The following is a 21171-nucleotide window of genomic DNA, read 5'->3' as shown; positions in this document are numbered from 1 at the left end:
CGACATGACCAACGCCTCGGACGGCGACCTCTAATCTGACCTCAACGGTTTGATTGAAGTGGGGCAGGCACCATGTGCTTGCCCCGCTTTTCGTTTGTGCGCAGAGTACCTGGTGCCGTCGGCGCGATGGCGCTGGTGGTTAGTAGACGGCCAGCTTGACCTTCTGCCCCGGCACGAGCTTGCTGGTGGAGGTCAGGCCATTGAGCACCAAGAAGCGCTCAAGCGGCCGATCGGTGAACGCCATCCTTGCCGAGAGCGATTGCAGGGTGTCGCCAGTCTTTACAGTTACCACTGAAAGGCGCCGCGGTTTGACGGCGCTGGCTTCGGTCGCATTGATCCGCCGTAGTGAGCGGAACAACGAATTGAACTGGCCCGATTGACCTGCCTGGCTGATCGTGACGAAATGGTAGGCCTGAGTCGGGCTGAACTCATAAGCGTAGACCACGATATCGACCTGACCGTTGCCACTCGTTGCACGGGTAGCACCATAAGCGGCAGTCAGCCCATTGATCGTGGTTCGCTCGACCGTCTGTGGCGCCAACTGCTGCTGGCTCGACAATCCTGAAAACACGGTGCGGATATAGGATTCAAGATTGCCACTGTAGCTTGCCGTTGAAAATTCGCCTTTGCCGCTCTGCCCGGAGATGGCGACCGATTGCGTGCCGTTGACAAGATAGAACCCATTGGGTGCCTGAAATGCGAGTCGCAGCGCCGGGTGGGTAAATTTTGAACCATCGACGATGCCTTGCGCCGGATCATCGCCGTATGTCAGGCCGCTGACCCCATTCAGAAACACATCGCGATTCGTGCGCCCGCTGGCGGACGCACCTGCACGGGTGAGCGCTGCCCGCACGCGCGAGGCGGGATCAGGGTGCGTACTGGCCCATTGCGGAACCTGATTCGTGGTGCCTTTGATCGCAGCGTCGAGCGCGTTCTGGTTCGCAAGACTTTGCAGTACGGTAGACATCGCGCGCGGATCGTATCCAGCGCGCTGGAGATAAGTGATGCCGAGATTGTCGGCTTCGGTTTCCTGTCCGCGCGAATATTTCAGCGTCAGCAACTGGCTGCCGGTCGAAAAAATCTCCTGCCCGATTTGCCCGATCGCACTGTTGCCCAGCAATGCGCCCGTAAGAACCTGCCCCAACGCGCCAAGAATCGCGTTGCGAGTGGCGGCACTCTGGCGTTTCGAAGAATGGCGCGCGGCAACATGACCGACTTCGTGACCAAGGACACCCGCAAGTTCGGCTTCATTGTTCATCAACGCAGCCAATTGGCGCGTAACATAAACGTAGCCACCGGGAATCGCGAAGGCGTTGTTGACCGGAGAGTTGAGCAAGGTGACCGTAAAGTCGCCCTTGGCGTTGCTCAGGCCCGATTGAACCGCAATCGTCTTGCCGACCGACGCAACATAGGTTGCCTGCGCTCCGGTCATTGCGCCGCCGAATTCCTGCAAAAGTTGCGGGTGAGCTTCGGCTCCCTGCTTTTTGTCGGCAGCGCTGATCGATTGCACAGCGCCTTGCGCTTGGGCAGCGCTACCGGATTTCAGCACCCACGCCGGAAGGACCGACGCTGCAAGCACTGTAACTGTCAGCAAAGCGGCACGCGAACGGCGGGCGAATGGCATCATGATCTCCCCAGATATCGACCAGCAAACGGGCACAAGTGTCCCGCTCAAGCGCTTTGTCGCAAATCCGGTTCCCGATTGCCAGCAACCTTGGCTTATCCGGCCCGATCAGGCTCCAATTCGGAGAAAGCGATCCGCCCGCAGCGCGCGCAGTTCATCTGCTGATTTGCCCACCAGAGCAGTAAGTTCTTCTGATATCGCATTGCCCAGTGTGTTACAGGTTGCAGCCGCATCGCGATGCGCACCGCCCACCGGTTCACGCACGATCTTGTCGATCACGCCCAGCGACAGCAAATCCTGCGCGGTCACCTTCATCGCCTCTGCGGCATCGGCAGCCTTTTCAGAAGTGCGCCACAGGATGGACGCGCAGCCTTCGGGCGAGATGACCGAATAGACGGCGTGTTCAAGCATCAGCACGCGCTCCGCACTCGCCAACGCCACAGCACCGCCAGATCCACCTTCGCCCACAATGGTGGCGACCATCGGCACGCCAAGCGCCAGACACGCCTCGGTTGAACGGGCAATCGCCTCCGCCTGACCTCGCTCTTCCGCCTCGACGCCGGGGAACGCGCCTGAAGTATCGACAAGCGTCACTACCGGCAGGCCGAATCGGCTGGCCATTTCCATCAGGCGGATCGCTTTGCGATAACCTTCTGGCTTGCCCATGCCGAAGTTGTGGCGAATGCGGCTTTGCGTGTCGTTGCCCTTCTCATGCCCGATCAGCATGACGCGACGACTGCCGAATTCGGGCGCTAGCCGCGCAAAACCACCAACGATCGCCTGATCCTCACCATAAAGGCGATCACCGCCCAAGGGCATGAAATCGGTGAAAATCCGTTCTACATAGTCCTTGAAGTGCGGTCGCGCGGGATGGCGCGCCACTTGCGTCTTCTGCCACGGCGTCAGCGCCCGGTAGGTGCTGGCGAGCAGTTCGGCGGACTTGCTTTCAAGGCGGCGAATCTCGGAAGCGATATCGATATCGCCGCTCTGCGCTGTCTCACGCAGTTCAGCGATGCGGGCTTCGAGCGCGGCGACCGGCTTTTCGAACTCGAGATAGGAAATCATGGCACTTCCGCTAGGCGCGGGCGTTCGTTTGGTCAACTCCGAGCGAGCGGATGACGCTGGTTCACCAAGGTAACGAGCCGCGCGGCATCGACATGGGTATATATCTGCGTCGTCGCGATATCGGCATGGCCGAGCAGCGTTTGCAGGACGCGCAGGTCAGCGCCGCCTTCCAGCAGATGCGTTGCAAAAGCATGACGCAGCACATGCGGACTGACTTTTTCGGGGTCCAATCCTGCCCTCAGCGCAAGATCACGCAAGAGCTGGAACAGGCGTACACGCGAAAGATGGCCTCCGCGTGGGGATGGGAACACGAAGCGCCCACCCTTCCCTCTTGCCACAAGCCAGTTCGCCAGCGCGTGGGTGGCGCGTGCGGAGACCGGCACCATGCGCTGCGCACTGCCCTTGCCAGTAATCGTCAGGAATGGCGCATCGCGGGGGACTGCCGTAAGCGGTAGCGACACTAGTTCGGTCGCGCGCAGCCCCGATCCATAGAGCAGTTCAAGCAAGGCCAGCATCCGCACCCCCTCCGGTGTTCCTGCTGCGGCGTCCGCTTCGGCTGCGCGAAACAGGGCAGCGACGTCATCATGACCCAGCAGCCGGGGCAACGGACGCCTGATCCGTGGCCGTGGCAGCGCGGATGACGGATCGTCCTCGCGCACGCCTTCGTCCACAAGGAACCCATAGAACTGCCGCAACGCGGATGCTTTCCGCGCGACAGACGACGGCGCAAGGTCGGCCCAAGCTGCACCTAAGCCTTCAATATCCGCCCGTGAAGCGCACTCTAAAGAACCAATCCGCTCAGCCGCTACGGCCAGATCCCGACGATAGGCGGCCAGTGTATTTGCGGCGGCACCACGTTGTGCCGCCAACATCGCCAGGAAGCTTTCAACAGCAGGTTCAGCCTTTGGCTTCACGCGATCAGACGCGCGAAACGGCTTCGGCAGCGATCATCCGCGCCTCTGCATCAAGCCCTACGCGATGTAGCGCGGATACGATGTGGTAGAGGTGAAGCGGCGTCATGCGGTCCCACCGGTCACCCTGCATCCCGAACGCAGCCAGCAAAGCCACCAGCGCCTGATTGTTCGAAGCGGCCGCACCTTCAATCGCGCGGGTCCAACGTGTTTGCCGGGCAAGATCGACATCGAACTTGCCCGCAAAATCGCGCGCAGCAGCCTGATCAACCCGCTCCAGCCCCATCAGCCCGGCAACCAGAAATTGCGAACGTAGGGAGCCTTCGGAATCGTCATCATCACCAAATGCGTTGAGGCCTTCTGCCCCCACGCGATTGGACCTGCCGGGATTGGCCAGAACCAGAAGTCCCCAGCCCTCGCTACCGATCGCGCAAAACGGTGCCCATTTCAGCGCGTTACGATCAAGCCCTGCGGTGAGCATTGAGGAAATCAGCGGGGCTGCGCTATCGGCCAAGCCCTCACCCGGAAGAACCCGCGCCGCAGCATATGACGTCAGCACAAGGCCTGCAGAGGCGCGATCTGGATTCGTGCCGTCGCCCCACAGCGAACGGATCGCCTCCAACCGCTCACTTTGCTCCTTTGCAACGTAGGCGGTGCGAAGAGTTTCGGCCCGGCGCGACAAGTCATCCGGCTGGTCGTTTCCACCAGCGCCATCGCGTTCCGCGTAAATCTCGCTGTAAAGGTCGATCATTGCCTTTGCGGACACCAGCCCCCGGGCGGCAGCGACATCGGCAGCGCTGGCCCGCGATTTCAGCGGGAGCATAGGCGCGCGAGAAGCCAGAACCGCATAATTGGCACCTGCCTTTTCCTGCAAGGGCTTGGGCGGTTCGATCCCTGTCGCAAACGACAGTCCGATGCTCCACGGCGTTAACGCGTCAACATCGTCCCATTCGATCTTTACCGCGCGCCGTGCATTGGTGGCAGCACCTGCGAACTTCTGGGCAAGCAGTATGTCGATCTTGCTGCCCTTGCCCTGTCGCATCGCCCGATCAAGCTGCGACATTGCGTTGGAACCTTCATTGGCGAAGGCAGAGCAGATTGCCCGAACAAGATCCCAATCGTTGCCTGGCCTGCCTGATGCTGTCAGTGCGGTAATCGGGCACAGTCCAACCGGGTCCGCCGTCGCCACGAAACTTGCGAGCGCCGCATCTTCAAGCCCGCGCGTGAAATCACCGCTGTCAACCGATTGCACGGTTGCGCGCGCCGCGTCGGCCTCGCCCATACGCAGCAACAATTGCGCGCGCATCGCCGCCCAATCGGCTCCGTTCATGCCAACAGGCGTAGCAAGGCGGCTCACCAACACGCGACGCGTCAGAATATGGCCCCAACGCGAAACGAAACGCCCGCGCATCTTGCCGATCACACCTTCGACAAAAGCACCGCTGAGATAATGCGTGGACAGCGCCGGAAAGCCGCCGTCGCTTTGGTCCAGCACGCCGACACGAGCAAGGCTTCGCTGACCGGCAGCCGGAATGTCCGATTTTGGCCGGGCGGATTCAATCAGCTTTGCCAGCAATGCAGGATCGATCGAATTGAGCAATGCCTCATCGCTCATTCCGCCCTGAATGCGTGGTCCCTCTCCGCCAGAAGGCAAAGGCTGAACCACTGGAATTGCAGTGCTGGACGATGCAGGGGATGAAGATGCCGCGCCCTGGCTGGCAGCAGGTTGTGCTGCTGCGCTTGCCGTCGATGCCACAGGTCGTGGCGCCGTGCTACGTGCTGGCGCAGGCGAACGCTGCGCAGAAGGCCGCGATGGTGCAGGCGGATTATCAAAACCCGGTGGCAGCAGCGATTCCTGCGCAACGAGCGTGCCCGAAACTGCTGCAAGCGCCGCCGCGCCGGACAGCCACAAGACGGCTTTCCGCTTCATTGGCCGACTCCGGGGGCGCTTCCCCGCTCCACCGGCTGTTCGATCCACTGCATCGGCTGCGCCCCACCCTTGATCCACGCCAGTGACAGAAATGCGGCCAGCATCACGGCTCCGACCACGGCAAACTTCTTCATTCATGCGCATCCGGTTTGCGGCCGGGGCGAACCCGGCGATTGCGACACTTCAGGCGATACTTGCAACCGGCACTAGCCCAAGTATAGGCGGCGCGGCAATGGAACAAGAAGCGGCCACCCTCAGCTTGACCGAAATCGGACGCATTGCGCGTCGGATCGACCGTCCGCTGGTGCTGGTCGGCATGATGGGCGTGGGCAAAACCACGGTTGGCAAAAAGCTTTCCGCCATGCTGCACCTGCCATTTGTCGATGCGGACGAGGAAATCGAGCGGGCAGCACACATGCCCATACCCGAAATTTTCGCCACATATGGCGAACCCTACTTCCGCGATGGAGAGCGCCGGGTGATTGCGCGGCTGGTGGGCAACGGACGTTTCACCGATCGCAAGGTTCTTTCAACCGGTGGCGGTGCGTTCTGTGACGAAGCTACCCGATCGCTGTTGCTCGACAAGGGAATCGCCATCTGGCTGGATTGTGACGTCGAAACGCTGGTCGAGCGCGTGGGCCGCAAGGACAATCGCCCGCTGCTCAAAACCGGAAATCCGCGAGAAATCCTGACCCGGCTCAAGGAAGAACGCGCACCCTTCTATTCGCAAGCGCCGATCCATGTGGTCAGCGGGGCACAACCGCACCATGTGACCGCAAACAAGATTCTGAAAGCAATCGACCAATGGCTGTAGTCCCCGTTGCCATCGCCGGCGCTCCCTATGACGTGCGGATCGAACCGGGCCTGCTTGCGCAAGCGGGTACGCACTGTCGTCCTTTCCTCCGCAAGAACAGCGTAGCCATCGTCACCGACGAACATGTCGCCGCGGCGTGGCGCGTGCAGGTGGAAACCTCGTTCGATGCTGTAGGGATTACCAGCAACTGGCTCGTTTTGCCCGCAGGTGAAAGCACCAAGAGTTGGGAGCAACTTGCCCGCGTGGTGGACTGGCTGCTGGCGCAGGAAGTGGAGCGCAAGGACAATGTGATTGCGCTGGGCGGCGGCGTGATCGGTGATCTCACCGGCTTTGCCGCTTCAATGGTGAAGCGCGGCTGCGGCTTTATCCAGATTCCCACCACATTGCTGGCCCAGGTCGATTCCAGCGTGGGCGGCAAGACCGCGATCAACACACCGGCAGGCAAGAACCTTGTCGGCGCATTCCACCAGCCATCGCTTGTGCTGGCCGATCCGCTGGCGCTTGATACGCTGCCTTTGCGCGATACGCGCGCTGGCTATGCCGAAGTCGTCAAGTACGGGCTGATCGACGACGCCGCATTCTTCGAATGGTGCGAAACGAGCGCAGGAAAGCTGCTGGCAGGCGATCCCGCAGCACGCGAATTTGCGATTGCCAGAAGTGTGGAAGCCAAGGCGCGTATCGTTGCTGCGGACGAGAAGGAAACCGCGGGCGTTCGCGCGCTGCTCAACCTCGGCCACACTTTCGGACATGCGCTGGAAGCTGAAACCGGCTTCTCGGATCGGCTGCTCCACGGCGAAGGCGTTGCGCTTGGTATGGTCATGGCAGCACGGTTCTCGGCAAGGCAAGGCTTGATGACCGGGCAGGATGCCGAACGGATCGCCGCGCATATCGGCGGAATCGGCTTGCCAGCAACGCTTTCGTCGCTGTCGCTCAACTGTGATGGTCGCAAACTTGCCGACCATATGCTTCACGATAAGAAGATGGACGCCGGAAGCCTGCCATTTCTGCTGATACGCGGTATCGGGCAAACCTTCCTTGCCAAGGATGTCGATCTGGCAAATGTCGCAGCGTTCCTTGATGAGGAACTGGCGCGCTGATGCACGGGCGCGCGGACAACCGTCCGCACGCCATCGGATCGATCACTTTCCGGTGAATGCCGGTTTGCGCTTTTCCAGAAATGCCTTGCCGCCCTCGGCAGCGTCGGCACTGTCACCAGCTTGCCACTGCCCTTCGGCCTCGATCAGCAGCGCGCTGGCGTAGTCCGCTTCAAGCGCCTTTGCCATGTTCTGACGCATCGTGCCAAGCGCAACGGTCGGCCCTGCCGCAAGGCGCGTGGCAAGCGCCATTGCTTCATCCTGCAATGCGGCATCGTCTACCGCCTTGTAGATCAGGCCCCAGTTCTCGGCCTTCTCCGCGCCGATCTTTTCGCCCAGCATCATCATCTCGGTCGCGCGGGCCTTACCGACCAATCGCGTCAGCATCCAGGACGCTCCGCCATCGGGCACCAGACCGATGTTCACGAAGGCTTGCAGGAAATAGGCGCTGCGCCCGGCAATCACAAAATCCGCAGCCAGCGCAATGGAACAGCCTACGCCTGCGGCAGGGCCGTTCACGGCCGTGACCACGGGCACCGACAGACGCGAAAGCGTCAGCATCAGGGGATTGTAGGCCTGTGTCAGCGCGGTGTATGCGCCCCGCCCGCCAGCGATCGAGCGGTCGCCACGCGCCGCAAGATCGGCACCCGAACAGAACGCGCGGCCCTCACCCGTGATCAGAACAGCACGGGCACCATCAAGGTCGTTCACCGCATTGGCAAGTTCCAACGCCATGTCGGGCGGGCAGGCATTGAGCCGTTCGGGCCGGTTGAGCACGATCTTCAGAACATTGCCGACACGTTCGACGCGAATGGTCTCGTATTGCATCCGGGCACCCTCTCCTATGGACCTGCGCGCAAAGCGCTGCTGCAAAGCCATATCGCTTCGCTACGACAAAGCCACCAGATTTAATTGACCAATTAAGCTGATGCCTTGCCGCAACAGCGTGTTAGGCACCAGATTGGAGCGCGCAACCCGAGATTTTGACAGGGAGCCTTCGGATCAGTCGGCGTTTGCCTGCGCGAACGCCGCCGCCGCACCGAACAGGCCCGGCTGCGGATGGGTGATCAGCTTGACCGGAATCGCCGCCATCAGCCCTTCGAACCGGCCCTTTGCGCGGAATCGGTCCGCAAAGCCCGACCGAACCAGCGTATCCTTGATCCGCAATCCAAGGCCACCCGCCATGACTACCGCCGTTGCGCCATGTGCCAGAGCCAGATCGCCTGCCACGCTGCCCAGCGAAAGGCAGAATCGGTCAACCGCCGCTGCGGCAAGGCTGTCTTCGCCTGCGGTCCCAAGCTCCCACAACTCGCGGTCGGTTCGTGGGGTAAAGGGCCGGTGCTGAAGATGCGCCAACGCCTCGTAAATATCGACGATACCCGGCCCCGCTACGACGCGCTCCACCGAAACGCGGCGATGGCGTTTGCGCAAACCGGCAAGGATCGCATCCTCGATGGCATCAAGCGGGGCAAAGTCGATGTGCCCACCCTCGGTCGGGACCACCCGATAGCTCGACGGATCACGCCAGAGTTGTGCCACACCAAGACCTGTGCCCGGTCCCACCACGCTGATCACACCAGCATCTGGCAAGGGTTCTTCCGGGCCGGACAAATGCAGGAAGTGATCCTGATCTGCCTGTGCCACGGCGTGCGCCACTGCAGCAAAATCGTTGACCACGACATAGCGATCTGCGCCCAGCTTTTCCGGGATGAGCGCCGGGCGGATGATCCACGGATTGTTGGTGAACTTGATCACCTCGCCACCCACTGGTCCGGCAACCGCAATGGCCGCTGCCTTGGGCAACAAGCCACCTTGCTGCCGTCCGAACTCTTCCCACGCGAGTTGGAAAGAGCCGTACTCCGCTGTCTTCAGCGTCACCGCCTCTCCCAGGGAGAGAACGCGCCCGCCCGCCACTTCTGCGATGGCAAAGCGCGCATGGGTGCCACCGATATCGACTGCTACTACCTGCATTCCATCCCCCGAAGCGCGCTGCGCTGTCAAAGCCCCGCCGCTGCGAGCATGGCAGAACCGCCTCGCTCTGCCGGATCCGAGTGCTCCCGCATCAGCGCGAAGAGTTCGCGCCCTACGCCAAGCCCGCTGGCCGGTGCAACCGAATCCGAGCGCGCATTCCATTCCGCTTCGGGGACCAGCGCAGTCAGTTCACCGCTATCGGCGCAGACCCGAACAACATCGCCATCGCGCAGTTTGGCCAAAGGACCGCCCAATTTTGCCTCGGGCGAGACGTGAATAGCGGCGGGCACCTTACCCGATGCGCCCGACATGCGGCCATCGGTCACAAGCGCCACCTTGAAACCGCGATCCTGCAGCACGCCCAGCGGCGGGGTCAACTTGTGCAATTCGGGCATACCGTTCGCCGCCGGTCCCTGGAACCGCACGACGACGACGACGTCCTTTTCCAGCTCGCCCGCCTTGAATGCCGCCAGAACGGAGTTCTGGTCCTCGAACACGCGGCAGGGCGCCTCGATCGTCCAGCGCGAAGGATCGACGGCGCTGACCTTGATCGTCCCTCGCCCGAGATTGCCGCGTAACAGACGGAAACCGCCTTCGGCCTGAAAGGGCGCGGCCACGGGGCGCAGAAGCGCCGCATCTGCCGAAACCGCAGGTGCGGGTTCCCACGCCAGCACATCGCCATCCATCACAGGCTCCTGCGCGCCTTCGTCCAGCGACTTGCCATAGACGGTCATGATATCCGCATGAGCCAGCCCTGCGCCGATCAGTTCGCGGATCACGTAAGGCATCCCGCCCGCCGCCGCAAAGGCGTTCACGTCGCCCGCGCCATTGGGATAGACGCTGGCAACCAGCGGCACGACGCGGCTCAGTTCGTCCATGTCGTCCCAATCGATCTGGATACCGGCGGCGCGCGCAATAGCGGGCAAATGGATCACATGATTGGTCGAACCGCCAGTTGCAAGCAGGCCGACAATCGCGTTGACGATCGCCTTTTCATCCACGCAAAGGCCGAGTGGCCGATAGTCGTCGCCGTTCCATCCGATCTGCGCCACGCGATGCACCGCAGCGCGCGTCAGTTCCTGCCGCAGTTTCTGACCGGGCTGAACGAAGCTGGAGCCGGGCATATGCAGCCCCATCATCTCCATCATCATCTGGTTGGAATTGGCCGTGCCATAGAACGTGCAGGTTCCTGCCGAGTGATAGCTCGCGCTCTCGCTTTCCAGCAGTTCGTCCCGGCCCAGCTTGCCCTCCGCATAGAGCTGGCGGATGCGGACCTTTTCCTTGTTCGGCAAACCGCTCGGCATCGGCCCTGCCGGAACGAGGATCGTCGGCAGATGGCCAAACCGAAGCGAGCCGATCAAAAGCCCCGGCACGATCTTGTCGCAGATCCCCAGCAGCAGCGCGCCTTCGAACATCGCATGGCTCAGGCCCACAACCGTCGCCATTGCAATGTTATCGCGGCTGAACAGCGACAGTTCCATCGAATCCTGCCCCTGCGTCACCCCATCGCACATCGCAGGAACACCACCTGCGACCTGCGCCGTTGCCCCCACTTCGCGTGCGAAAATCTTGATCTGCTCAGGGTAGCGGCCATAGGGCTGATGCGCCGAAAGCATGTCGTTATAGGCAGTGACGATGCCGATGTTCATCGCCTTGCCCGATTTGATCAGCGCCTTATCATCGCCCGAAGCCGCAAAACCGTGCGCAAGATTGCCGCAGGATAGTTGCGGCCGATTGAGGCCCTGTTCGCGGGAACGCTCGATCAGATCGATGTAAGCGGCGCGGCTGTCACGCGAACGCTCGACAATGCGCTGGGTGACACGCTCGACAATGGGGTTGAGAGGCATCATTCGCTCCAGTAAATCGTGACGGGCGGGCCGTAGCCAAGCAGGAAATCGGTAACCGGATATCGGTCATCACCAGCGAGCGCACTTTCCAGAAGCGCTTTCTTCGATGCGCCGGTCACCACCAGGATGATTTCGCGTGTTGCCTTCAGCGCGCGAGCGTTCAACGTCAGCCGATTGAACGGCGCTTCTGGCGGAAGGGGAATGGGGGTAGTGGCAATGACTGCTGGCCCCGGTCTGACATGCGCTGTCATTTCAGGAAATAGAGACGCGACATGCCCGTCTTCGCCCATGCCGAGCCAGACAAGATCGAAAGGCGCAACATCGACGCCTTCGGCCAAGCGTTCAAAATCCGCACCCGAGGCGCCAAGCGCCGAGTAAATCTTGCCGAAATTGCTGGCGGTATGATCATCGGGCACGCAGCGATCATCGGTCAGCGCGATCGTCACGCTTGACCAATCCAGCGGGCGGTCCTGCAATAGCGCCAGAACCTTGATGGGCGTAGATCCGCCCGTGAAGGCAATCCGCTTATGCCCCGGCGCAGAAACCACGCGCGCGATATGATCCGCCACGGCAGCGGCATCACCCGGCTGCGCCCAAACAACAGAAGCTGGCACGCGGTCAGTCATTCCAGCTTCTCCCGTCACGCTCCGTTAGCGCGATGCCTGCATTCGGCCCCCATGAACCCGCAGCATAAGGCTTTGCCTCCATATCGGTGTCAGCCCAGACCTTGCGGATGGCATCGACCCATTTCCACTGCGCCTCCACTTCATCACGGCGCACGAAAAGAGTCTGCTCACCCTCAATCAGATCAAGCAGCAGTCGTTCGTAAGCGATGCGACGGCGAGCCTTGGCAAAAGCGGTGGTGAGCGAAAGATCGAGATTGACTTCGCGTAGCACGATTCCGCCGCGATCAAGGCCCGGTTCCTTGGCCATGACTTGCAGGCGTACATACTCTTCAGGCTGCAAGCGAATGACCAGACGATTCGCCCGCAACCGCCCGCCGCGCTCGGCAAAGACGTTGTGCGGCACCTGCTTGAACTCGACGACGATTTCGCTCCGCCGTTCTCCCAAGCGCTTGCCCGTGCGCAAATAGAACGGCACACCGGTCCAGCGCCAGTTGTCCACGTGCGCCTTGATCGCCACGAATGTTTCGGTGTCGGAAACCTCGCCCAAATCTTCCTGATATCCGCTAACCGAAGCGCCCTTTACCGCGCCGGTGCGATACTGCCCGCGTACCATCTCCTCGGCCTTGACCGGGCGCAGGGCGCGCAAAACCTTGACCTTTTCGTCACGGATCGAAGTCGCATCGAGGTTCGCAGGTGGTTCCATCGCGGTCAGCGCCAGAAGCTGCAGCATATGGTTCTGCACCATGTCGCGCAGAGCGCCGGTGTCGTCGTAAAAGCCTTTGCGCCCCTCAAGACCAACCGTTTCGCTGACCGTGATCTGCACATGGTCGATACCGCCCGCATTCCACAACGGCTCGAACATCATGTTGGCAAAGCGAAGAGCCATCAGGTTCTGCACCGTTTCCTTGCCAAGGTAATGGTCGATACGGAATATCTGTTCCTCGGCAAAAGCTGCGGCCACCGCATCATTGATACGGGTCGACGATGCAAGATCGTTGCCCAGTGGCTTTTCAAGGCCGATCCGCACGTTTTCATGAGCAAGCCCGGCCCGCTTCAATCCTTCGATCGTCGGTTCAAAGAGGAACGGCGCGGTCGACAGGAAAATCGACAGACCACATGATGTGTCGCCCAGCTTCTTGGCCAGTTCGCCAAATCCGTCGATGTTCGAAGCATCCAGCGTCTGGTACTCAAGCCGTTCCAGAAAGCTCGCCAGCTTTTCCTCGTCGCGCCGGTCTTCGGGCAGGAACTCGGCGAGTGCGGCGCGCGCGAATTCGCGGAACTCGGCATCATTCAGTTCCGAACGCGCGGTGCCAACGATCCGCAAATCAGGCCGGATCAGCCCATCCTCGTGCAAGGCATAGAGCGAGGGCAGCAGCATACGCCGCGAAAGGTCGCCGGTTGCGCCAAACAGCAGCAGGGCCGCGCAGCTCGTTTCGATCATCGACGCAATTCTCCCCTTGGCATTGCGGGTCGCTGAAACCAGCCACAACCCGTGCCTCGCACAGAGGCCCTAGACACTAAGTCCGGCCGGTTCAGCACGCATATGTATGCAGGATAGCTATGCGTGCAAATGCAGCCGACGATGGTTTGCACCGCACCATCGTCAACTGCAATGCCGACACAGAGGTTTCCGCCTATTTGCCCGGCTGCAGCCGGACGGCAAGACCACCCCCGGGGGCGAGCCACGCGGGCAGGACATCGCCCTTCTTCACCTTCAACGTGGCGTAAGCGATGCGATGGCGTGCCTCGGTTTCATAAGTTGCGCCTTCGCCATCCTTCCAAACCGTAGCAGTGTAAGTCTTGCCGGTATCAAGGAAATCAAGTGACAGCGACACATCACGCGCTGTCGCGTCGTTCACCCCACCGACGTACCAGTCCGCACTGTTGCGGTCCTTGCGCGCGAATATCGCAAAGTCGCCCACTTCCCCGGCAATCAGGTGGCTTTCGGACCAGTCGGCAGGCACCTGCTTGATAAAGGCCAGTTCCTTCGGATGCGCCTCAAGGCTTTCGATAAAGTCCGCCGCCATCTGGATTGGCGAATAGAGCGCGAGATACAGGCCAAGCTGCTTGGCCAGCGTGGATGCCAGCGGCACCTTGTTTGCCCCTTCAAGGCTGAGGATGCCGGGCGTGTAGTCCATCGGGCCGGACAGCATACGGGTGTAGACGAGCGTTGGCTCATGATTCGGGCCGTTGGCGAACTGGCCCCAGGCATTGTATTCCATGCCCCGCGCGCCTTCGCGGTCGATCCAGTTGGGATAGGTGCGCCGAAGGCCAGTGTCCTTGACCGGTTCATGCGCGTTGATGGCGATGCGATACTTCGCAGCAGTTTCCACAACCTTCAGATGATGCTGCACCTGCCGCTGCCCATCATGGTATTCCATCCGATAGGTGTCCGGCGCATCACCCGGTGCAAGGATGCCGCCCGCATCGGCCACGTATCCGGTCTTCACCGCCCGCACGCCAACCCGGTCATAAAGCTTCATCGCATCGTCAAGCTGCGCTTCGTAGTTGGCGATATTGCCACCGGTTTCATGATGGCCGATCAACATGACGCCCTTCTTCGCGCCATATTTCGTCACCGCTTCCAGATCGAAATCGGGCGTTGCCTGTGTGTAGCTGAAGTCTTTGCCGCTGCCGAACCACGTGCCGTTCCAGCCCTTGTCCCAGCCTTCGACCAACACACCGCCGAAGCCATGCTTCGCTGCAAAGTCGATATATTGCCTGGTCCGCGCCGTGGTCGCGCCGTGGGTCCGCCCTTCTGCCCATGACCAGTCGCCACGGATCATGCCCCACCAGATACCGATGTATTTCATCGGCTTGAAGTAGGATACGTCACCGATCTTGTTCGGCTCATTGAGATTCAGTTCAAGGTCATTCTCGACAATGCCCTTTGCGCCATCGGCAATGCGGATCGTACGCCAAGGCGTGTTGAACGGCAGTGTTCGCATTACCTTGGGGCCGCTTGACGAAGGCGCGAGCGTCGCCCGAAACGAAGTGCCGGTTTGCCGCTTCAGCCACATCGCTGAATAATCGACCAGCGCAGCCTCATGAAACGACAGGTGCGTTCCATCACTCAGCTTCATTGTGATGGGCGTATGTGCAGTGGAAACGCCACCGATAGGCGTCTTTTGATAGACCTGCTCGTACCGGTTCCACTCACCGCCCGGAATCCACCAGGCAGTCCCGTTCTGCGCCACGTTAAACTCGGTCAGTTCGTCGGCGATTTTCATCACCTTCATCGCGCCCTGATCCGGCAGTTCATAACGAAAGCCAACGCCATCGTTGAAAAGGCGGAAGCGCACGTTCATGCGGCGGCCACCCCAGTCCGGCACCTGCTCGAACTTCACCAGCAATTCGTTGTGATGATCGGTGACGTGTCGCCGCTCGCCCCACGGCTGCTCCCACGTCTCCTTGCCCGATCCAGTTTCGCTGCCGACGATTTTCTGCCCGCGCTGCATGGTCGGACCATCGCTGGTGATGAAGCCCAGCATCGACGAACCGATCAGCAGCTTGCCCTTGCGCGTCACGCTGTAAAGCGGGTGGCCGTCATTGTCGGTCGTGACTGAAACCTCAAGGCTGCCGTCCGGCGACGAAGCCGTCACAGTCTCGGCAAAAGCAGGCGTCAACAGGGCGCACGAAAGGGTCAGCGCCAGCGGCGCTGCACAGGTCAGATTGTACCGCATCAGATCCTCTCTTCGATCAGCAGCGCGCCAAAAGGCGGAAGCTGCCCCACATTTGCGCCGTTGACCGACGCGATTTGCTTGCCGTCACGCACCAGCCCTTGTGGCCAGACCACGGGAACCGACGACAGGTTGAATAATCCTGCAATCGATTGTTCACCTGAAACGCGGCGAATAGCAAGAAGGCATTCGTCTGCATGAAGCACTTCGAATCTGCCCAGACGCAATGCCGGGTTATCACGTCTCAGGCGAAGCATCGCCGTGGTGAGATTGAGCAGTGAATTCGGATCTGCTTCCTGCCGATCAACGGCACGCGCGAGATTCTCCTCTCCCACCGGCAACCACGGTGCGCCAGACGTAAAGCCCCCCTCAGCCGATTGTATCAACCACGGCATCGGCGTGCGCGCACCATCACGCGAAAGCGTGAGCGGCCAGTTGGCGATGGCTTCCGGGTCCTGAAGTTGCTCGAACGGGATATCGACTTGGCCCAGCCCCAGTTCTTCTCCCTGATAGACAATGATGTTGCCGCGCAACGAAGCAAACAGCATGGCCTTCAATCGCGAAAAGGCCTCGCGCTCTTCGGGTTTGCACCAGCGAGATACCGCGCGCGGGGCATCATGGTTCTCGAACGCCCAGCTAGGCCAGCCAATTCCCGGCTCATCCGGCCACTTGGCCACGGCTTGTTCCACGAACTTCGGTGTCAGCGCATCGGCATAAAGGAAGTCGAAGCCATAGGCGCTGTTCAGGTGGTCTTCCCCTGCTGTAAACGCCTTCATCTCCGTCTCGGCCAGATCGCCGCCCACTTCGGCCACGGTGAACACTGCGCCGTATTCATCGCACAGCCGCCGAACGCGATGGATGAAACCGATGATGTCCGGATGCGACTGGTTGTAGATCTTGAGCTGATAGTCGAACGGCCGCGTCTTGCGGCGGCCATCGTCAGGCGCCGGTGGGTTATCGCGCAAAGTCGCATCGTGCATCAGGAAGTTGAGCGCATCGAGCCGAAAACCATCCACACCCCGATCGAGCCAGAAGCGCATAACACCCAGCAAGGCTTCCTGAACGTCAGGATGGTGCGCATTCATTTGCGGCTGGCTTGAAAGGAAATTGTGCAGATAATACTGCCGCCGCCGCGCGTCCCACGTCCATGCAGGGCCACCAAAGACGGATTGCCAGTTCGAAGGCGGCGAGCCGTCGGGCTTTGGGTCGGCCCAAACATACCAGTCTGCCTTCGGATTCGTGCGGTCCTGCCTGCTTTCCTCGAACCATGCGTGCTGGTCAGAGGTGTGGGCATAGACCTGATCGATCGTGACTTTCAGCCCGAGTTCGTGCGCACGCGCCACCATCGCGTCAAAATCGGCGAGCGTGCCGAAGATCGGATCGACCCCGCAATAATCAGCCACGTCATAGCCGAAGTCCCGCATGGGTGACGTGAAGAACGGCGAAACCCAGATCGCATCGACGCCAAGCCGCGCGACATGATCGAGCCGGGATGTGATCCCCGGCAGATCGCCGATGCCATCGCCGTTGGAATCACAAAAGCTGCGGGGGTAGATTTGATAGATCGCCGCACCGCGCCACCACGGCGCGATATCGGACGTCTGTCGTGTTGCGAATGCTGCTTCCGAAGTGTTCATCGAACCGAGGTTTCCGGGGAGGGAGTGATGCGGCAGACCATGCTGCCGAAGGCGGGAAGATCGACCGTGACCGAACCGGGGGCGCTGACCTGCACCGGACAGGGGCCGAAAAGGCTTTCAAGGCTTTTTGCAGACGCACCGATCACGCTTTGCGCGCTTACCGGCTTGTCCGAAGTGTTGAACGCAATCAGATACTCGTTACCGCTGACGGGATCGAAGCGGGATACGGAAAAGACACCGGGCTCTTCCGAATACGTTCGCGTAACCTGACGCCCCCGTGCCAATGCCGGATGGTCCTTGCGCAACTTCGCCAGCGTTGCGATCAGGCGATAGAGCGGGTGGGCGGCATTGAAGTTTGCCGTCTTCGTCGAGGCGTTCGAACCAAGCAGCACGTTATCGTTGTAGCTTGCCGTCTTGCTGGCAAACATGTCCTCACGCGCGTCCTGATCGTGCCCATCACCGACAAAGCCTTGCTCGTCACCATAGTAAATGACCGGCGAACCACGCAGGGTCATCAGCATGACGTGCGCAAGACTGACGCGCGCCAGCAGTTCGGTGTCCGAAATGCCGGGTCTGTCTTTGCGGATCAGCGTGGAGAAGCGACCCATATCGTGATTGCCAAGGAAAGTCGGCATGGCAAGCGCCGCCACCTCGCCCCCTTCGTACAGCACGTCGCCATCGAACGTATCGGCGAGAACTTCAGTGCCCTTCCCCTGCCCCAAAACCGCGCGGACCGCACCCTGAAACGCGAAATCGAGCACCGCAGGATAGCCGTCTCGGCGGGTGTAACGGGCAATTGTGCCTGGATCGGAACCCTCATGCGCCACTTCGCCAAAGATAGTGAAATTGGGAATGCCCGCCTGCCTTGCGGTATCCAGCATGGCCGGAATGAAAGCCCGCCAGAAACCGGGATCGACATGCTTTGCCGTATCGATGCGATAGCCATCGATGCCGAACCGCCTGATCCAGTCGGCATATATCTCGATCATGCCAGCACGCACGCGGGGATGTTCCGTGAAGAGATCGTCCAACCCGGCGAAATCGCCGAAGCGGCTGTTTTCACCCCGAAACGTGGTGTCACCACGGTTGTGATAGAAGATCGGGTCGTTCAGCCACGCGGGAGTCTTCGCATTCCGCTCTGCCAGAGGCACCACAGGCGTGTAAGCCGCGCCCGGATCGACGAGTTGCGCAAAGTTCGCCTCAGTCGAATCCTCGTCACCTGCAAAGCCGGGATTGATCATTGGGCTATCAAGGCCGCCTTTGCGTGAATAGGGCCAGTTCGCCCGGTCGCGATAGGTATACAGCCCTTCCTCGTATCGGATCACGTCAGCAGTGTGGTTGGCGATGATGTCCATATAGACCTTCATCCCCCGCGCGTGCGCGGCGTCAATCAGCGCCTTGAATTCGGCGTTTGTACCGAAATGCGGATCGACCCGCGTGAAATCTGTCACCCAATAGCCGTGATAGCCAGCGCTCTCCTGGCCCGGAGCGCCCTGCACCGGCTTGTTCTGAAAGACCGGTGCAACCCAGATAGCGGTTGCACCGAGGCCTTGCAGATAATCGAGCCGCGCCATCAAGCCCCTGATGTCACCGCCGTGATAAAAGCCCTTGGCCGAAGGATCGAAGCCCGTCTTGTAACGGTCGCCTCTCAAGCCGCCTGCATCGTTTGTCGCGTCACCATTCTCGAACCGGTCGGGCAGTAGGAAGTAGATCGTCTCGCCCGCTGCGGGGCGCGCACGAACTTGCGCCAATGGCACTTCGGCCATCGCCGGTTGCGCGATGCAAAGCGCCATCAGCGACGCCACAAACAGCTTACGCATGACCATCTGCCCGGTCAGCATTTCCGATCTTGGGCCAAACCAAAGCTGACACCCGCATTCTCCCGCAGTGTGTAGTTGACTGTGCCTTCTGCGGGCACGTTCCCGCAAGGGGGTGGAGGAGGCGGGATGGGACCGCCCCCTCCGAGGGAGCCATCAGAACTTGTAGTTGAACCCGGCCATGAAACGGCGGCCGTAAGTCTGATAGTTACGGATCTGCAGCGGCGCGCCGCTATCTACCGAGACGAACGGCTCGTCGGTCAGGTTCTGGCCCTGCAGGAACAGCGACAGACCGTTGAGCGGGCTGCTGGGCTGGAAATCGTAACCGACCTGCGCATCCACAATGGTTTCCTTCAGCGCACGGCGCAGTTCGCGCTCACCACCGAAGCCGACGAAGATGCCCTGGAACGAAGACCGGTAGCGCGCCGAAGCACGAGCATTGAACCCGGCCTTTTCGAAGAACAGCGTGCCCGACGCGACCCAGCGTGAATAGTCCGGCAGGTCCATCGATTGCGCATTCGGCCCCGGTTTGATCGAGGTCTTGGTATAGCCAAGGCCGCCCGTGAAGCCGAAACCGCCAAGCGCGGGCGTAATTACGTCAAACGGCAAGGTGCCCGCCAGTTCCAGACCATAGAGCTTGCCCCCGGAGCCGTTGACCGCCGTATTCAGCGTGCCGACAAAATTGGTGATCGGCACAGGCGCCACAATTGGCAGGCCAGTGAAATCATACGGCACGACATCCTTGTAGATGTAATTGTCGAGCTTCTTGTAGAACATCTGCAAGCCCAGATAGCCCTTGCCGCCAAAGTACTTTTCGATGTTCAGGTCCGCCGCCCATGCCCGATAAGGTTCAAGCTGCGGATTGCCGCCGTTGCCGGTGATCACGCCGCTGTTTACGTTGTAGCTGTAGTCCAGGCTGACCTTCATGTCCTCAAAGCGTGGGCGCTGAATTTCGCGGGCTGCGGCCACGCGCACCACCCAGTCACCCGGCAGGCGGAAGTTCAGGTTCAGGCTGGGCAGGAAATCCCAGTAGCGCGCGCCGCGAACCACCGGCACAAGGCTGGCCGAAGCGAGGTTCTGGAACCCGCGCGACTTCTGCTCGGTGTTCTGCGCCAGCAGGCCGATGTTGCCGTCCATCTCGACGGCGCCGAACGCGGCCTTGAGGTCACCCTTGATATAGATCGACATGACCCGTTCGGTTACTGAATAGGCCTTGGCCGGAACGTCCTTGCTCGCGTTCAGCGTCTTCACGTAGACGCCATCCTCCAGCATCTGGAAGGGATCATAACCGATGATCGGGCCTGCACCGATGAACGAAAGATCGGTCGCGCCGGTGCGGTACTGTTCGGGCACCACCAGCGACTTTGCGCCGTTGGCAAGGTTCAGGAAATACTCGACCGGGGTCTTGCCCTTTGTACGATCAACATAGGCCGTACCGACGGAGAGTTTGGACAGGAAGCTGTCGTCGAGTTCCTTGCCAACCTCAATCTGGAAGCTCTTGATCTCATCGTTGATGATGCGATCGTTGTAGTAACCTTCCTGTGACCCCAGCGGCGCACCAGCGCCCCACCCCAGCGGATCGGTAAGCACAATCGAATTGTAGTTGCCATAATCCAGAGTGTTGCTGACAAACTGCGTGCCGGTCGGTCCGCTCACGAACGTCACCGTGTCGGTCGCCCCCACGCCCATACCCGGTCCGGTCCCGGCATTGGTTTCAAGGGTCAGTTCGTTGCGATCCGTCTCGGAATAGCCGAAGTCGAACGATGCCGACCAGCCATCATCGCCAGTCCACGCAGCGTTGAACCCGCCGGAGAACACATCCGAATTGCGTTCGTAACCGTGGTTGTTGACCACCGCCTCAACGCCGGTGAACGTACCCTTGCTGATCAGGTTGCCATTGGTTTCGATGCCCGCGGGCGAAAGCTGCGCAGCGCTCCACATCAGCGGAAATTCCACGCCCCGCTTGATCTGCTTGTCCTTGAAGCTGCCGTAGAACGCATCGACCGTCAGCATCAGTTCGTCCACCGGCTTGAACTGGACGGTGCCCTGAATGCCAAGACGCTTGAGTTGCGTGGAAACGCCAAAGGGCTTCATGCCGCCGATGATCTTGGTGCCGTTCGGACCATCGGCATAACCCCAGGCTTCGAACTCCTGC

At 60.7% G+C, this 21171-nt stretch carries 16 protein-coding genes; 2 read left to right on the top strand and 14 right to left on the bottom strand.

Annotated elements, in window-relative coordinates:
- Positions 1-139: 139 nt before the first annotated feature.
- The 5 genes from ACOVQ0_RS04945 to ACOVQ0_RS04925 form a co-directional block, all read right to left on the bottom strand.
- Positions 140-1624, bottom strand: coding sequence for a M48 family metalloprotease (locus ACOVQ0_RS04945; RefSeq protein ID WP_421880900.1), 1485 nt, complete (start codon positions 1622-1624; stop codon positions 140-142).
- Between the two features lie 108 nt (positions 1625-1732).
- Positions 1733-2689 carry an acetyl-CoA carboxylase carboxyltransferase subunit alpha gene (locus ACOVQ0_RS04940; RefSeq protein WP_421880895.1) on the bottom strand — a complete coding sequence of 319 codons (957 nt, stop codon included), beginning with the start codon at positions 2687-2689 and terminating at the stop codon, positions 1733-1735.
- A 32-nt stretch (positions 2690-2721) separates the two neighbouring features.
- Positions 2722-3603 carry a tyrosine recombinase gene (locus tag ACOVQ0_RS04935; protein ID WP_421880891.1) on the bottom strand — a complete coding sequence of 294 codons (882 nt, stop codon included), beginning with the start codon at positions 3601-3603 and terminating at the stop codon, positions 2722-2724.
- Positions 3604-3607: 4 nt separating this feature from the next.
- Positions 3608-5530, bottom strand: coding sequence for a hypothetical protein (locus ACOVQ0_RS04930; RefSeq protein ID WP_421880887.1), 1923 nt, complete (start codon positions 5528-5530; stop codon positions 3608-3610).
- A complete protein-coding gene (locus tag ACOVQ0_RS04925; RefSeq protein ID WP_421880884.1) occupies positions 5527-5664 on the bottom strand; it encodes a hypothetical protein in 138 nt (45 codons plus the stop codon). The genes ACOVQ0_RS04930 and ACOVQ0_RS04925 overlap by 4 nt, the downstream gene beginning before the upstream one ends.
- A 98-nt stretch (positions 5665-5762) precedes the next feature.
- On the opposite strand from ACOVQ0_RS04925, the gene ACOVQ0_RS04920 reads away from it, so the two are divergent.
- Positions 5763-6344: a shikimate kinase gene (locus ACOVQ0_RS04920; RefSeq protein ID WP_421880881.1), complete on the top strand. Its 582-nt coding sequence runs from the start codon at positions 5763-5765 to the stop codon at positions 6342-6344.
- A complete protein-coding gene (gene aroB, locus ACOVQ0_RS04915; RefSeq protein WP_421880878.1) occupies positions 6335-7441 on the top strand; it encodes a 3-dehydroquinate synthase in 1107 nt (368 codons plus the stop codon). The genes ACOVQ0_RS04920 and aroB overlap by 10 nt, the downstream gene beginning before the upstream one ends.
- A gap of 42 nt (positions 7442-7483) precedes the next feature.
- Here aroB and ACOVQ0_RS04910 read toward each other — a convergent pair whose 3' ends face one another.
- From ACOVQ0_RS04910 to ACOVQ0_RS04870, 9 genes are all read right to left on the bottom strand, one after another.
- Entirely contained in the window at positions 7484-8266 is a 783-nt protein-coding gene (locus ACOVQ0_RS04910; RefSeq protein WP_421880876.1) for an enoyl-CoA hydratase-related protein, read from the bottom strand.
- Between the two features lie 174 nt (positions 8267-8440).
- Positions 8441-9409 (bottom strand): glucokinase, encoded by a 969-nt coding sequence (locus tag ACOVQ0_RS04905; RefSeq protein WP_421880873.1) that lies wholly within the window; start codon positions 9407-9409, stop codon positions 8441-8443.
- Between the two features lie 26 nt (positions 9410-9435).
- Positions 9436-11256, bottom strand: a complete 1821-nt coding sequence (edd, locus tag ACOVQ0_RS04900; RefSeq protein WP_421880898.1) for a phosphogluconate dehydratase — start codon at positions 11254-11256, stop codon at positions 9436-9438.
- Positions 11256-11882 carry a 6-phosphogluconolactonase gene (locus ACOVQ0_RS04895; protein WP_421880870.1) on the bottom strand — a complete coding sequence of 209 codons (627 nt, stop codon included), beginning with the start codon at positions 11880-11882 and terminating at the stop codon, positions 11256-11258. The genes edd and ACOVQ0_RS04895 overlap by 1 nt, the downstream gene beginning before the upstream one ends.
- Complete coding sequence (gene zwf / locus ACOVQ0_RS04890; RefSeq protein ID WP_421880867.1) at positions 11875-13323, bottom strand: glucose-6-phosphate dehydrogenase; 1449 nt, start codon at positions 13321-13323, stop codon at positions 11875-11877. The genes ACOVQ0_RS04895 and zwf overlap by 8 nt, the downstream gene beginning before the upstream one ends.
- A 193-nt stretch (positions 13324-13516) precedes the next feature.
- A complete protein-coding gene (locus ACOVQ0_RS04885; RefSeq protein WP_421880864.1) occupies positions 13517-15565 on the bottom strand; it encodes a glycoside hydrolase family 97 protein in 2049 nt (682 codons plus the stop codon).
- Complete coding sequence (locus tag ACOVQ0_RS04880) at positions 15565-17199, bottom strand: alpha-amylase family glycosyl hydrolase (protein ID WP_421880861.1); 1635 nt, start codon at positions 17197-17199, stop codon at positions 15565-15567. Before ACOVQ0_RS04880 ends, ACOVQ0_RS04885 begins: the two co-directional genes overlap by 1 nt.
- Positions 17196-19019, bottom strand: coding sequence for an alpha-amylase family glycosyl hydrolase (locus ACOVQ0_RS04875; protein WP_421880858.1), 1824 nt, complete (start codon positions 19017-19019; stop codon positions 17196-17198). The genes ACOVQ0_RS04880 and ACOVQ0_RS04875 overlap by 4 nt, the downstream gene beginning before the upstream one ends.
- Positions 19020-19172: 153 nt before the next feature.
- The coding region (locus ACOVQ0_RS04870; protein WP_421880856.1) for a TonB-dependent receptor at positions 19173-21171 on the bottom strand (1999 nt) is incomplete at its 5' end.

The sequence above is a fragment of the Novosphingobium sp. genome, assembly GCF_049240505.1.
GTDB lineage: Bacteria > Pseudomonadota > Alphaproteobacteria > Sphingomonadales > Sphingomonadaceae > Novosphingobium.
This window is presented reverse-complemented; position numbering and strand designations above follow the sequence as displayed.